The organism is Methylobacterium aquaticum (genome assembly GCF_016804325.1).
Lineage (GTDB): Bacteria > Pseudomonadota > Alphaproteobacteria > Rhizobiales > Beijerinckiaceae > Methylobacterium > Methylobacterium aquaticum_C.
Genome location: NZ_CP043627.1, coordinates 3,596,638 through 3,610,965, shown reverse-complemented (window position 1 = coordinate 3,610,965; position 14,328 = coordinate 3,596,638). Strand labels below are relative to the sequence as shown.

General features: G+C 71.8%; 9 protein-coding genes. 3 read left to right on the top strand and 6 right to left on the bottom strand.

Annotated elements, in window-relative coordinates:
• Positions 1–170: 170 nt before the first annotated feature.
• Positions 171–710: an FAD-binding oxidoreductase gene (locus F1D61_RS16360; protein ID WP_203152767.1), complete on the top strand. Its 540-nt coding sequence runs from the start codon at positions 171–173 to the stop codon at positions 708–710.
• Positions 701–1,708, top strand: coding sequence for a hypothetical protein (locus tag F1D61_RS16355; RefSeq protein WP_203152766.1), 1,008 nt, complete (start codon positions 701–703; stop codon positions 1,706–1,708). The genes F1D61_RS16360 and F1D61_RS16355 overlap by 10 nt, the downstream gene beginning before the upstream one ends.
• 21 nt (positions 1,709–1,729) lie before the next feature.
• On the opposite strand, the gene F1D61_RS16350 is transcribed toward F1D61_RS16355, so the two are convergent.
• The 6 genes from F1D61_RS16350 to F1D61_RS16325 form a co-directional block, all read right to left on the bottom strand.
• Positions 1,730–2,812, bottom strand: coding sequence for a hypothetical protein (locus F1D61_RS16350; RefSeq protein ID WP_203152765.1), 1,083 nt, complete (start codon positions 2,810–2,812; stop codon positions 1,730–1,732).
• Positions 2,813–3,265: 453 nt separating this feature from the next.
• Complete coding sequence (locus tag F1D61_RS16345) at positions 3,266–5,527, bottom strand: ATP-binding cassette domain-containing protein (protein ID WP_203152764.1); 2,262 nt, start codon at positions 5,525–5,527, stop codon at positions 3,266–3,268.
• A complete protein-coding gene (locus F1D61_RS16340; protein WP_203152763.1) occupies positions 5,527–7,686 on the bottom strand; it encodes a cysteine peptidase family C39 domain-containing protein in 2,160 nt (719 codons plus the stop codon). The genes F1D61_RS16345 and F1D61_RS16340 overlap by 1 nt, the downstream gene beginning before the upstream one ends.
• 76 nt (positions 7,687–7,762) lie before the next feature.
• On the bottom strand, positions 7,763–9,031 hold the full coding sequence (locus F1D61_RS16335; protein ID WP_203152762.1) for an NHLP bacteriocin system secretion protein: 1,269 nt from the start codon (positions 9,029–9,031) through the stop codon (positions 7,763–7,765).
• A gap of 76 nt (positions 9,032–9,107) precedes the next feature.
• Positions 9,108–10,325, bottom strand: a complete 1,218-nt coding sequence (locus F1D61_RS16330; RefSeq protein WP_203152761.1) for a hypothetical protein — start codon at positions 10,323–10,325, stop codon at positions 9,108–9,110.
• Between the two features lie 202 nt (positions 10,326–10,527).
• Entirely contained in the window at positions 10,528–11,526 is a 999-nt protein-coding gene (locus F1D61_RS16325; RefSeq protein ID WP_203152760.1) for a Bug family tripartite tricarboxylate transporter substrate binding protein, read from the bottom strand.
• 464 nt (positions 11,527–11,990) lie between these two features.
• On the opposite strand from F1D61_RS16325, the gene F1D61_RS16320 reads away from it, so the two are divergent.
• Positions 11,991–14,318: an MFS transporter gene (locus F1D61_RS16320; RefSeq protein ID WP_203152759.1), complete on the top strand. Its 2,328-nt coding sequence runs from the start codon at positions 11,991–11,993 to the stop codon at positions 14,316–14,318.
• Positions 14,319–14,328 lie beyond the last annotated feature (10 nt).

Genomic DNA, 14,328 nt, shown 5'->3' with positions numbered 1-14,328 from the left:
TCCAAAATCAGAGATCAGATCGATGGCAGCCAAGGTGAGATCAGCACGCCGCCTCCTGGTCGGCCGAAGCCGGCGTCTCGCGGTAATTTCCGCTCGCCGGCCTGGACCGTCACGGTTACCGTCTGCCCCGAACAGCCCTGACTCTCCTGGACGTCCGAGCCGCGACCGCCATGACCAAGAACGACGGCGATGTGCCCGACGGCATGCGCGCGGGCAACTTCCTGGAGGCCTGCACGGCCGTCGTCGGGCGCGATCACGTCAGGTCGGCGGTGGACGCCGCCGACTGGCGCCGCCTCACGTTCCCGTGGCCGGGGCGGGCCTTGGCAGTCCTGCGCCCGGGCAATGCCGAGGAAGCCCTGGCCTGCCTCGGCCTGGCAGGCGTGTCCGGCTGCCCGCTGCATCCGGTGAGCCGTGGGCGGGCCTGGGGGCTCGGGTCCCGCGCCCCGGTCAGCGATGCCGTGATGCTCGACCTGTCGCGCCTCGACCGCATCCTCGACATCGACCTCGCCCATGGCTCAGTCCGCATCGAACCGGGGGTCACCTTCCGGCAGCTCGACGCCGCCCTCCGGGCGCGAGAGGCCGACTGGCACGTTCCGGCCTTCGGCGGACCGCCGGATGCCAGCGTGCTCGCCAACGCCCTCGACGGGGGGAGGGGACGGGGCTGTTCGGCGATCGGTTCGGGCAGCTCTGGGACCTCGACGTGGCGCTGACCACCGGCGAGCGCCTGCGTACCGGCTTCGGCCGCTTCGAGGCCGACCGCCTCGCGGCGATTCATGGCCGGCCGGCCGGCCCGCTGATCGAGGGCCTGTTCAGCCAATCCTCGTTCGGCTGTGTGCTGTCGGGGCGGCTCGGGCTGGCGCCGAACACCCCGCATGCCGGCTACATCACCTGCGAAATCGGCCCGCCCGAGCGGCTGCCCGCCTTCGTGGATGTCCTGCGCGGGCTGGTGCGCGACCAGGTGATCGATAGCCACGACGCCTTCCTGTGGGACGGCGCCAAGCAGGTCGCCTCGGTGACGATCGCCCGCGAGGCTCCGCTTGAGGCCACGACCCCCGAGGCCCTCGGCGCCTGGGCGGCGACCGTCACGGTGCGGGCGGCCCATAAGATGCTCTACGATTCCAAGAGGGCCATCGCCATCCAGGCCCTGCTGCCGGTCTCGGAGTCCCTTGGCCTTGAGGGGCCCGACGCCGCGGCACCGCGCCACCAGTCGGGGCTCGACGGCTACAGCGACGGCGCGAACCTGACGAGCTGCTACTGGGCCAAGCCCTCGCTCCCCGACGGACCGCTCGATCCCGACCGGGACGGGTGCGGCTTCGTCTGGCTCTGCCCGGTCCTGCCGTTCGAGGGTGAAGCCCTGCAACGCCTCGCCGCTCTCACGAGGGATGTCGCGGAGCGGTTCGGCACCTTCGTGATGAGCGGGGCCGAGGCCGTGAATGCCCGGGCTCTGTTCGGCTACGTCTCCCTGGCCTGGGACCGGGATGCACCGGGGGCTGACGAGCGGGCGATGCACGCGCGCGATGCTCTCGCGGCGGCTTTTGCCGCGGAAGGGTTCCACGGCTACCGGCTCGCCCATCCGGATGTCACCTCACATGGGCGCACGCGTGGCGACTGGGGGGCGGTGGTGGAGCGGCTGCGCCGTGCCCTCGATCCCGGCCTCGTCCTCGGGCCGGGCCGGGTTGCCCGTCCAGGGGACGATGCGGCCGGTTGAGCCGGCCCGCTCCTCAGCGCCCTACCACTTCTTGAAGGCCTTCTTCACCGATTTCACGGCCTTGTTTGCCTCCGAGGCGGCCTTGTCGGCGGCAGCCTTGGCGGCGTCGCTCGCAGCCTTTGCCTCCGCCGCCGCCTTGTCGGCGGCAGCCTTGGTGTCGGCGGCGGCCTTATCGGTCGTAGCCTTGACGTCGCCGGCGACCTTGGTGCCGGCATCCGCCACCTTCACGGCGGCGTCGGACACCGCGGGAGCGGCCGCCTTCACGGCCTGCTCGCCGAGCTTGACCTCCGGGGCGACGTTGAGACTTGCATTCATGTCGACCTTCACGCCGACCAGCGCCGCCACGTCGCCGCTGACGCCGACAGAAACCGTGCCGTGGTCGTAGCCGGCATTGCCCGAGCCGCCCGCACCCGCGATCACCCCCACCGTGCCGCCCATGCCGGCCTGGCCCGAGCCGACGCCCTTGATCGCGGCGCCCTGGGTATAGCCGGCATCGACTCCGTAGCCCGCATAGGCGTCGCCGTTCGCGGCGGCGCCGTAGGCACCGTTGCCGTGCTGGATGTCGGCGCTGCCGGAGGCGATCGTGCCGACCTTCACGGTGACCTCGCCCCCCACCGTGGCCGAGGCCCCGCCGGCGCTCAGGGATCCGGAGGCGTTGGCGTTGGCCTCCATGCTGGCACCGATGCTCGCCGAGGCGCCGGTCTCGGTCGCGGTGTGGTGGACCTCGGCGCTCGCCCCCGCCGTCACGGTGACCGAGCCGCCGAGCGAGGCGCTGGCCGGGCCGGCCGAGCCGTGAACCTCGCCGCCGGCCGTGGCCGAGACCCCGGCGCTGACGCCGTACTGGCCGCCGCCCGAGGTGATCTCGGCACCGGCCTGGGCCGAGGCGCCACCGGACGCGCCGCCGCCGACCTTCACGGCTTGGCCGCCGACCGAGACCTGGGCCGATCCGCCGGCGCTGTCGGCGACCGCCGCCATGGCCATGACCGAGCCGCTGCCCTGCTCCGTCTTGGCCTGCGCCGCGCCACCGGAGATCCGCTTCAGCACGTCGCCGGTGATCGCGTCGTCGAATTGCGCCAGCTTCTTCAGTGCCTGATTCCGAGCCATGTCCTCGTCCCCGCCCCCTATGGTCGCGATGAGGAGACAGTACGGCGTGGAACTTATCCATGCCCTAAGGCAATGAGTTACCGGTCTATTAAAATGAAGATCAGGATTGACGAAAAGTTTCGTCCGGTTCGGGAGTTGCGCCGATGGAGCCTTCGAAATGCCCAAAAATGTGCCGAAGAGTGTTTCCACTCGGTCGCGCATCTACCGCTCTTCTGCAACTACGGGGCAGTATATGGCTGGCCGCGTATCGGGAGTCATTGCAATCCTGGCGATCACTTGTGGGGCGTGTGAAATCGCGAAGATCCGTTGCGGCATTTCCCCGCGAAGCGGCTATCGGTTCGTCGCAGAACATGCGGCAAGATCGATGACCCGGGGCAGCATCCGAGGCCAACGGGATCGGGCGCTGCTCCAGCGGTGATGCCTGTGGAGGTCCGTCCGCCCGCGCCCATGCCCTCACGCATCGATCAGATCGCGCTGGAGCCGTCGCAGGCTGTCGTGGACGGGATGGCCCGCGGACCCCGCCCGTCGCTCGGCGGCCAGGAAGTCGCTCAGCACGCCGTCGGCGGCAGCCAGTTCCGCGAAGGTGCCGCAAGCCGCCACCCGGCCCTCATGCAACACGTAGATCCGATCGCAGGCCCGCACCGTGTCGAGGCGGTGGGCCACGGTGACGATGGCCGCGTCGAGACCGTCGATCGAGGCCGCCACGTGGACCTCGGCGGCGGGATCCAGCGCGCTCGTGGCCTCGTCGAGTACCACGAGGCGGGGCCGGTGGGCGATGGCGCGGGCAACCAGCACCCGTTGGATCTGCCCGCCGGACAGGACCGGCTCGGCATCGCCGATCGGCGTCGAGAGGCCGAGCGGAAGAGCGTGAACATCCTCCTCGAGCGCGGCGGCGCGCAGGGCGGCCCAGGCCTCCTCTTCGGTCAGGGGCAGGCCGGCGCTGACATTCTCGAACAGGGTGCCGGGGAGGAGACGCCCCGACTGGCCGACGATGCCGATCTGCCGCCGGATCGCCGCAGCGTCGAGGAGCGACAGGTCGACGCCGTCGTATTTCACCGTCCCGGATTCGAGGGTTTCGAGGCCGAGCAGCACCTTGAGCAGGGTGGTCTTGCCCGAGCCCGAGGCGCCGACGATGCCGACATGCTCCCCCGGCGCGACCTGCAGCGACACGCCGTTCAGGATCGGCCGGGCCCCGGGGGCACGGCGCACCACCGCGTCGGCGATCTCGACCGCACCGGTGATGCGCTCGGGCCGGGCGCCGGTCCGCTCGGGCGACGGCACGCCATCGAGGAGCGGCTGGATCATCCGCTTCTGGAGGCCGAGCATGCTCGCCTGCAGCAAGGCGTGGACCAGGCTGACGGCGACGCCGGTCACGGTCATCAGGGCGGTGGCGAACACCACGCCGTCCTGGGCCGGCAGGTTCTTGTGCAGCAGCAGCGTTGCGGCGACCCCGATGGTGATCAGCAGGGCCTCCAGGGCGGATTCGAGGGCGTGCAGGGTGCTGCCGAAGCGGTCGGAGGCGAGAAAGCGCTCCTTGAGGCCGAGGAAGCTCTCGGCGAAGAGGCGCAGGAAGCGCAGCTCCGCCCCCATCGCCCGTACGGTCTCGACCTGGGACAGGGCCTCGTGAGAGAGCGAGATCCAGCTCGTCGGCGAGCACGGGCCGGAGAACAAGGTGGCGACCTGCCTGCGCGCGATTCCCGCCGCGAGCGCCACGGCTGCGATCATGCAGGCGAGGCAGAGCGCGCCGGCGAGCGGCGCCGTCCGCATCAGAAGGCCGAGGCTCGGCAAGGCGACCAGGAAGCCTCCGGCCAGGGTCAGGCCGATCTTCCAGGTGCTGCGGTGCCAGGTCTCGACGCAATGGGTGATCAGCGTCGCGGCGGCCGGCGGCGGCACCTTGCCGGGCGGCTGGACCCGGGCATAGCGGATGATCCGGTCGATCGCCGCGGTGCGCAGCATCAGGCCGGTACGGCCGTCGATGCGCAGCTGGCTCACCCCGGCGGCGAGCCGCGTCACCATCGTGGCGAGCACCAGCCCGAGCAGCATCACGGCGACGTGGTTGAGCAGGCCGAGATCGTGGCCCGGGATCACGATGTCGGTGACGGCGAAGTTGGCGAGCGGCAGGAGCGACAGGATCAGGCCGGACAGGAAGGTCATCGCCGCGAAGGCGGCGAGGTCGCGGGTCTTGGTGCGCAGACCATAGGCCAACAGGTCGCGGACGGTGATCGCCCGGTCCGGCAGGGCCGGGCTCAGCACCCAGCCGCGGCGCAGCGAGGTATACCCGGAGGAAAAGCGCCGGGGCCGGCCGGGGCTCAGCCCGTCGACCATCCGCCAGGCCGAGCCGGACGGGATGAGGGCGAGCGGCGCGGCGTCCTCCGGGCGCTCGGCGATGAGCGGCAGGGCGTGCCGGCGCTGCCAGCCGGGTTCGAGCACCACCGCCCGGGCGATGAGACCCGAGGCTCGGGCGACGCGGGGTACCGCCTCGTCCAGGCTCTCGCCGGGACCCCGGGCCGCACCGGCATCGGGCTTGATGCCGAACACCGTCGCGACCGCCCGGATCGCGGCATTGAGCGGCGCCTCGGAGGCCGCGAAGCCGCCGCCGGTGGCGGGATCGAGCATCGTCTCGACCCGGCCGAGCACCGCCTCAATGGCAGCGTTGTCGGGATCGGCCTGCGGCGAGGCGGGTTCGCGTTCGGCGGCTGTGGCGGCGCGCGACATCAGGCGACATCCAGCAGGGGAGCGGGCGCCGGGCAGCCGGCGGCGGGAAGGGCGGGGAGCCCGGCGGGCGGCTGCGTGGCAGGCGCGGCGAAGAACCGGGACGGGGGGCCGCGCTCGGCAATGCCGCCGCCTCCGACGAGGATCGCCTCGTCGCAGCGCAGGGCGGTACCGGCCCGATGCGTCACGATCACGATGGCGGCCCCGGAGGCCCGCAGCATCTCCAGCACCTCCTCCTCGGCGGCCGGGTCGAGGGCGCTCGTCGTCTCGTCGAGGACGATCACCGCGGGGTCGCGGGCGATCGCCCGGGCAAGCGCCAGGCGCTGCATCTCGCCGCCGCTCAGGCCGGTCTCGCCGCCGACGATCCGGGTGAGCAGGCCGCCGGGACGCTTCGTCACGGCCTCCGTCAGGCCAGTGCGGGCGACCGACCTCAGTACCGTCTCGGGAGGGATACTTGGATCCCAGAGCTGGACGTTGTCGGCGATGCTGCCGGTGAAGCTCGACGGCGCCTGCCCGACATAGACCAGCCGTCGGCGCAGCACGCGGTGCGGCCAATCGGCGAGGGGTACGCCGTCAAGGGCGACGACCCCCTCGCTCGGGTCGACGAGGCCCGCCATCAGCCGCGCCAGGGTCGACTTGCCGGCGCCGGAGGGCCCGACGATCGCGACGAGCCGGCCGGGCGCCAGGGCGAGGTCCATTCCCGAGAGGAGCGGCCGGCCGGGGCTGTGCGCGTAGCCGACCCCCTGCAGGGTCAGGCGGCCGTCGCCATCGCTCACCGGGCCCCGTTCGCGTCCGTCGAAGGCGGCGGCGCAGCCATGGTCCTCCAGGTCGGACAGCCGCATCAGGGCGCCGGCCGCCTCCTGCACGGTGCAGAGGCCCGCCGTCAGCGCGTTGAGCGGCTTGTTGAGGAGCCCCGCCAGCATCTGGGTGGCCACGAGGTCGCCGAGCGACAAGGTGCCGTCGATCGCCCGCACGGCGCAGACCACCAGCACCACGCCGGTGAGGACGAGGCCCGACGCCACGGGTCCGAGCGACGAGACGATCCGCAGGAGTCCGAGGCGCTGCTCGGTGGCGATGGCGGCGTCCTCGGCGGCGGTCCAGCGCGAGAGAAGCAGGTCCTCGCGGCCGAGCATGACGTAGGTCGACAGGTTCGCCATGCCGGCGGTGCCGATGCCGGCGGCCCGGCCCTCGGCGAGCTGGTGCTCGCGGGTCCGGTCGGCGAGGCGGCGCGCCACGAGGGTCAGCACCGCAAGGCTCGTCCCTGCCGCCGCCACCGCCGCCAGCATGATGACGGGGTCGTAGAGCGAGATCACCGCCAGGTAGGCGACGACCAGCACGACCTGCGGGATCATGTTGGCGAGCGGCCCCGCGATGGTGCCGCCGAGATCCGAGCCGATGCGGATGCGCGACACCACCTCGCCGGCGCTGCGCTGGGCGTAATAGGCGAGCGGCAGGGTCAGGGCATGGGCAAAGCCCCGTAGCGCCGAGACCGCGCCGATCTTGATCTTCCAGCCGGCGACGGTCCAGGCCGACAGGAAGGAGATGCCCGCCTGCGCCAGCGCGACGCCCAAGAACACCAGGACCAGGGCCGGCGCCCAGGCGGCCTGGTGGGCGGCGAGCACGTGGTTGATGAGGGTGCTGACCGCACCGGTGAGGGCCAGCCCCGGGATCACCGCCAGGATCCCGGTCACGAGGCTGACCACGAGGGCATCGCGGGAATGCAGCGCCTCGCCGACCAGCGTGGCGAAGGCGGAGGGCGGCCGGCCGCCGGTCGCGAACTCGTCCCCCGGCTCCATCGCCAGGGTGAGGCCGGTGAAGCACTCGCCGAACTCCGACGCCTCGACCGCGCGCCGTCCCTGGGCCGGATCGACGATGTGGTAGCGCCCGCCGGACACCGCCTCCAGCACCACGAAGTGGTTGAAGCACCAGTGGAGGATCTGCGGCATCGGCAGGGCCGCGAGGTCGGCCGGCTCGCGCCGGAAGGCCAGGGCGACGAGGCCGTAGCTGCGCGCCGCCTCGATCAGGCCGTGGGCGTCGACGCCGTCGCGGGAGGTGCCGCAGCGCTCGCGCGCCTCCTCGAGGGTGATCCAGCGGCCATGGGCGGCGAGCACCATGGCGAGGCTGGCCGCCCCGCATTCCGTGGCCTCCATCTGGAGGAACAACGGGGTCCGCCTCCGATGCAGCAGCGCGCGCAACATCACATCCGTCCGGGTGGGAGAGTGGGAGCCGGAGCGCCGATCATTCGCTTGCCCCGAACAGCTTGCGCAGGGCGGGGACGGCCAGCGACAGCAGGGTCTCGCGCTCGATGGTGATGCGGCTGCTCGTCGGGGTGCCGGGGGTCAGGCGCATGTCCGGCCCCTCGCCCGAGGTCCAGGCATAGCCCGAGGGCGTGCTCGGGTCGCGGTGGAGCGCGATGCGGACTGCGAAGGGCGCGCCGCCGCCGGTGGCCTGCTGGACGAGCGCCGCGTTGCCGAGGATGCGGGTGAGCGCCCGGTCGGTGATCGGGGCCTCCGACACCTCCATCACGGTGCCGCGCACCCGGCCCTGCTCGCGGCTCGGCAGGGAGGAGGGCCGGATCTGAACCTCGTCGCCGACTTGGACCAGCTTGCCGTCCGACATCGACACGTAGGTGACCGCCTCGATCTTGCCGCTGGCGGTGGCCGGGATCACGCTCAGCACCGGTGCGCTCGCTGTGACGAGGCCGTTGCGCTCCGCCGACAGTTCGGCGACCGTGCCGCTCACCGGGCTGCGAAGCTCGGCACCCCGGGCGATCTCGGCCTTCAGCGCGGTGATCTCCGAGGTCAGCTGCTCGATCTGGAAGTTCAGGGCGAGGCGCTCGCGCTCATGCCGCCCCGCCGTTGCCTGCGGCTCGGCCTCGAGGGCGTAGAGTTCGGTGCGGGCGCCGGCCAGCTGCTCGGCGGCCTGCTGGGTCGCCGCCTTGACCTCGTAGACCCGGCTGCGGGTGGTGACGCCGAGTTCGAGCAGCTTGATCTGCGCCTGCTCCAGGTCGCGCTGCCAGGCGAGGCGCTTCTCCAGGTTCTCGATCCGGCCGGTCAGGGCCTTGCGGCGCTCGGCCCGGGTCTTGACCTCGGAGGTCTGCTCGGCCGCCAGCAGGGCTTCGGTCTCGCGGTATTTCCGCTTCAGGGAATCGAGGTCGCGCTCGCTCTTGCTCAGCGTGTTGAGCCGCTCCGGCAGGCGCATCCGCGCCACCACTTGGCCGACGCTGACGTAATCGCCTTCGTGGACCAGCACCGCCTCGACGATGCCGTCCATCGGCGAGCGCACCGGCTGCAGCAGCTCGCCGGAGGAATCGAGGAAGACGCCATTGCCGTCGACCCGCACCGGGACGTGGACGAAGCCGCTCCACACCACCGCCACGACCGTCAGGCCGACCACGGCCAGGAGGGCGTGCCGGGTCATGCTGGTGGTGACGTGCATCGCCCCCTGAAGGGAGTCGATGCGGCTGTGCGCGCGCAGCGCCTGGGGGCGGAAGAGGGTGATCGACATGGCGCGTCCCGTGTCCGGCCTGAGGACGGCGTCCGGTCCACCGGCGCCAGGGAAGGAGGAGAGGGGTGGCCAGCCGTCAGGCGAGGCCGGCGAGGCGTCCTATCACCGGATGGCCGCCGTCCAGGAGCTGGCCGACCCGGCCGGCGAGCAGCGACAGGATCAGGTCGTCGTAGGTCATGCCGTGCTGGGCAAGACCCATGGAGACCAGGCTGGTCACGCCGGGGGAGGGGGCCTTCAGGTCCGGCTTCGGGTTCGCCTCCAGAACGAAGAGGCGGCCCTCGGCGTCGCTTCGCAGATCGAGCCGCACCAGGGCTTCGAGGGCGAACTCGTCCGCCACTGCACGGGCGATCCCGTCGAGGGTGCTCAAGACCTCGCGATCCCGGTCCGGGCAGAGCAGGCGGGCGCGCTCCCCGGTGATCGGGCGCAGGTCCATCGAGGTGAAGATGGTCTCGCCGGGCTCCAGCACCCGCTCCAGTGCCGAGAACACGAACGGGTCGTCCCGCCGCGACAGGCGCCCGCCCGACACGACCACCCGGCCGGCGACCGCCACGCAATATTCCGCGCCGCCGAGATAGGGCTCGATCAGCACAGCCCCGTGCGTCGCCGCATGCACGGCGGCGACCGCCTCGCGCAGCTCCGGAACGCTCTCGACATAGGTCACGTTCAGGGAGGCCCGCCCCGAGACCGGCTTGACCACGAACGGGCCGCGATGCCGGCCGAAGGTCCGCGCGAAACGGCGCGCGAAGGCACGGTCCGCCATCGGGCGCAGGCCGTCCGGATCCGGACGCACCAGCAGGGACGGCGCCGTCGGGATCCCGGCGGCGGCGAGCTGGCGCTTGAAGCGGTGCTTGTCGTCGAGGAGCGCCGCCACCAGGGGATCGTGGCCGACATAGGGCAGCCCGCACAGTTCGAGCATCCCGGGGGCATGCGCCATCGCCGCCCGCCCCTGGACGCCGGCGGTATTGAGCCAGGCCATGTGGGAGCGGCCGGACGCGAGCGCACCGGCGAGGCCGAGATCGTCGGGCAGCACCGCGACCTCCTCCCGGAGCCCCAGCCGCGTCAGCGCCGCGGCGATGTCGCGCGCCACCGGCTCGTAGCTCTTCCAGGAGCGGTGGTTGGCGGCAGGGTGCAGCACCGCACCGTCCCGGTTCTTTTCGCCGGCATGGATCACCGCGAGCCGCAAGCGCCGGAACAGCACCTCCACGGCCCTCGCCAGATCGTCCGCCGACAGGCGCGCGGTGACGTGCTCGGCGGTTCGCGCACGATGAAACGCCAAGGCGGCAACGTTCGTCACGCTCTCGACTCCTTCTCAAGACTACCACAGATGCCAACTGCGCAGCAGTTCAAAGATTATATCCGAGATATTACTAGTAAACTACAGGAAATGCACGGCGACAAATCGATTTGAATTTTCGACCAGAGCTCACGCGTCGATGACGGACGCAGCCATCGGTGCGTCCCGCGACCGTGGAGCCGCCGCTCGGGGCGGATCCGCCTCAGCGCGACGCGGTCCGTTGAAGGCCGATCGCCTCCGCGATTCCCCGCAGCGAGTCGATCTCCCGTCCGATCGCCGAGGCTGTCTCGGCGCTGCCGCGCAGGCGATGCACGGCGCCCTGGGCCTTCATCAGATCCTTGAACCGGGGCGTCGCAGCGGCCCGCAGGAGCGCCTCCTCGAGTCGGCCGATCACCTCGGGCGGCGTGCGGGCTGGCGCGATCAGGCTCCACCACAAGACCGTCTCGGCATCGCCGAGGCCGAGATGCGCCAGGCCCTGCGCCTCCGGCATCACCGGGTTGTCGCTGGCCGAGGTCAGCATCAGGCATCGCGCCCGCTTCTCCCGCAGATGGGGCAGGATGGCCGAGAGCGAGCCGCCATAGATGTCGACCTGACCGGCCAGGAAGGAGCGGGCGGTGTCGACTGCGCCGACGAACGGCACCGATCGGACCTGCGCGCCGACGGCGCGGAAGATGCGCTCGGTCCCCAGATGCAGGATGCCGCCCATCCCGTCATTGCCGAGGGTGTAGCCGCCGGGCCGGGTTTTCAGCGCGTCCACCAGCCCACGGGCCGACTCCGCCGGGAAATCGGGCCGCACGCACAGGACGTATGACGAGAACCCGACGGACATGACCGGCCGGTAGCTTCCAGGGCCGTAGGGCAGCGTGCCGGCCAGGGGGGCGGCGGTGAGAGGGCTGTTCCACGTGAAGGCGACCGTGTACCCGTCCGGTGCCGATGCGACCGTGCGGGCGATGCCGTCGGTGCCGCCGTTCCGGGGGCGGTTGTCGACGATCAGCGTCTGTTTGAGGTCCTCCTCGGCCAGGGCGGCGAGTTCGCGCGCGAACACATCGGTGCCACCGCCCCGCGGCGCCGGGACGACGATGACGATCGGCTTGACCGGATAGGTCCCGGCAGCGCGGGCTGCCGTCGCGCCGACCCCCGGCGGCACGAGGCAGGCGAGCGCCGCGGCGAGGGGCAGGAATCGGTCCGGGTTCCGCTGCAAAGCGCCCGGGCCTCGCGGGAGCCGAGAGCGCGGCCCAGGCGCTTGACCGCCGGATGATGCTCTTGGTCCTCGATGCTGCCGAGTTCTCAGCCGCCAAGTTTCCCGGGACGAACGGGTATTCCCTTCGTCACAGACTGCTCTGGGGCTTTCGTGCCGTGGTTGTGCCCGCCGCCAGCGCATCATCACCCATTCCGTAGCGTTCGAGTGTGTCCGGGACGATAGGTGCGGCAGGTTAAGGAATCATACAGTCCTTGTTCGCGTGAGCTATGCCGACTCACCGCTTCATACTGATGGGGCGCATCTGTATAAGAAGTTTGCTCTGAATCCGGCGCCCATGTTCGAGACGCTGGGCCCGAAGGTTTAACCTTTGGCTTCGACTTTGAGCCTGGCCGGGCGCGGGTGGCCGGGCGGCGAGGGGGAGCGGGATCGTGACGACAGGCAGCAGTGGCCTTCGCGCGCGGAGGATGAAGGATGCGATCGTCCTCGTGCTCCTCGCGGCCTCGTCGCTGCTCCTCCTGCTCTACATCGCGTTCAGCGACGCCACCCGCGTGGCCGAGCAGATCCAGACCGAGAAGCTGCTGGCCCAGGGGCGCATCCTGCAGGGCGAGATCGAGCGCTTCGTCCGCCCCGGCCTGCCGATCCATCAATTCGTGGGCTTTCCCGCCCGGGCCGAGGCGGCGCGGGAGGCGGATGCGCTGATCGACGGGATCGGCCTGCGCGATCCGGCCGGGCGGCCGGTCTTTCCCGGCTGGGACTCGCCGGCCTGCGACGCCGCCCGGGCCACGATCATGCAGGTCGCGGCCTCGACCGCCGTGACGTGCCAGACCGGCGATGCGATCCGCGTCGCCCTTCCGGTGGCGGACCGTTTCGAGCGCGTCGGCGACATCGTCCTGACGACGCAGCGACGCGCGATCGCCGCGCAGGTCGAACGCGTCTTCGCGTCGCTCCTCGCCGTGGTCCTGGCCGTCACGGCGGCCTTCGCCCTCGTCGTCCTCGCCCTTCCCGCCGCTCTCGACGAGGCCCGGCGCTGGCGCCGGACCGGGCTCGCCTTCGTCGCGGCCTTCCTTGGCACGACCGTCGTGATCGTCGGCGCCCTGATCGGGATCTATTCCGACGGCGCCCAGGCGCGGGCGACCTCGCTGTCCCGCAGCCTGGCGATCCGGCTCGACGACATCGTCGCCTACGGCCTGCGCTTCGACGACATCACGGGGCTCGACGCGCTGTTTGCCGAGTATCGCCAGGTCCATCCCGACATCCGGGCCGCCGCCCTGGTGGTGGATGGCCGAATCCGGGCGCAGAGTGGCGGTGCGGAGGTCGGCCAGTCCTGGGCCGCCGATCCCGGCGACTTCGACTACGCGGTCACCGTGTCGGCGCCGGGGGCAAAGCCTGTGGTCCAGGTCCGGGTGGCGCTGCCGCGCAGCACGGTCTATGCCCAGGTCGCACGAAGCGCGAAGAACTTCGCGGCCCTGCTCGTCGCCTGCGGGCTGATCGCCGGCATCCTGATGGGCGCTGCCCGCGCCGCGCAGGGCCGGGGCGGGGAGGGGACGGAATCGACCCGCGGCGAGGCTGCCGGCGCCCTCGTCACGCCGGTCTTCTTCCTGGCGATCCTCTCCGAGCATCTCTGCTACGCCTTCCTGCCGCAGACGATCCAGGCGGCGGCCGCCGCCGCGGGTCTGCCGGCAGGGGCGGCCTCGGCGCCCTTCGTCGCCTATTACCTGGCCTTCGCCCTCGCCCTGCTGCCCGCCGGCCGGCTCGAAGGCCGGGTCTCCGCGAGGTCCCTCATCCTCGCCGGCCTCGTCCTCTCGGCCCTCGGGCTGGGGGTGATGGCGGGTGCCTCCACCCTCGCGGGGGCCCAGTTCTGGGCGGCGCTCGCGGCGCGGGGCCTGTCGGGCATCGGCCAGGGCATCCTGTTCATCGGCGTCCAGGCCTACCTCCTTGCCACCGCTTCTCCGGCGCGCAAGACCAGGGCGGGCGGCGTCATCGTGTTCGGCTTCCAGGCCGGGATGATCGCCGGGATGGCGATCGGCTCGCTGCTCGTCTCCTCGCTGCAGCCGAAGGGCGTGTTCGCCCTTGCTGCCCTGGTGGCCGCGACGGCGGCGCTCTACGTCCGCCTGACCCTGCCGTCCCTCCGCGCGCCGGCCCGTCCGGCGCCGGCCTCCGCAGCGCCGCTCGGGCGGGTCGTCGCGACCCTCCTGCGCGACCGTACCTTCCTGGCGACCATCCTGCTGATCGGCGCCCCCGCCAAGGCCGTGCTCACCGGCATCGTGCTGTTCGGCCTGCCGCTCCTGCTGGCCCGGCACGGCCTGCCGAAGGAGGATATCGGGCAGATGACGATGCTCTATGCCGGCGCGGTCATCCTCGCGTCGCATGTCGCCTCGGCCCGGGCGGACCGCACCAACGACACGACCGGCCTCCTCGTGCAGGGCGCCGGTCTCACCGGGTTCGGGCTGATCCTGATCTCCCTGGCCGGCGGCGGGCCGATCGCGCTCGCCGTCGCCGGGGTGACGGTGATCGGACTGGCGCACGGGCTCGTCAACGCGCCGATCCTCACCCACGTGGTCGAGGCGCGGATCGCCGCGCGCGTCGGCACCGCCAACGCCGCCGCCGCGTATCGCTTGCTCGAACGGGGCGGGCACGTGCTCGGTCCGATGATCGTCGCGCAGGTCTTCCTGATGGCCGGGCAGACATTCCAGGCAATGGCCTGGATCGGCGCCGCTACCCTGGCGTCCGGCCTGCTGTTCCTCGTGCTGTCGCGCCGCTCCGACGATGGCGCCGCGGAGGCCATCCAGTGACGAGCCCGGC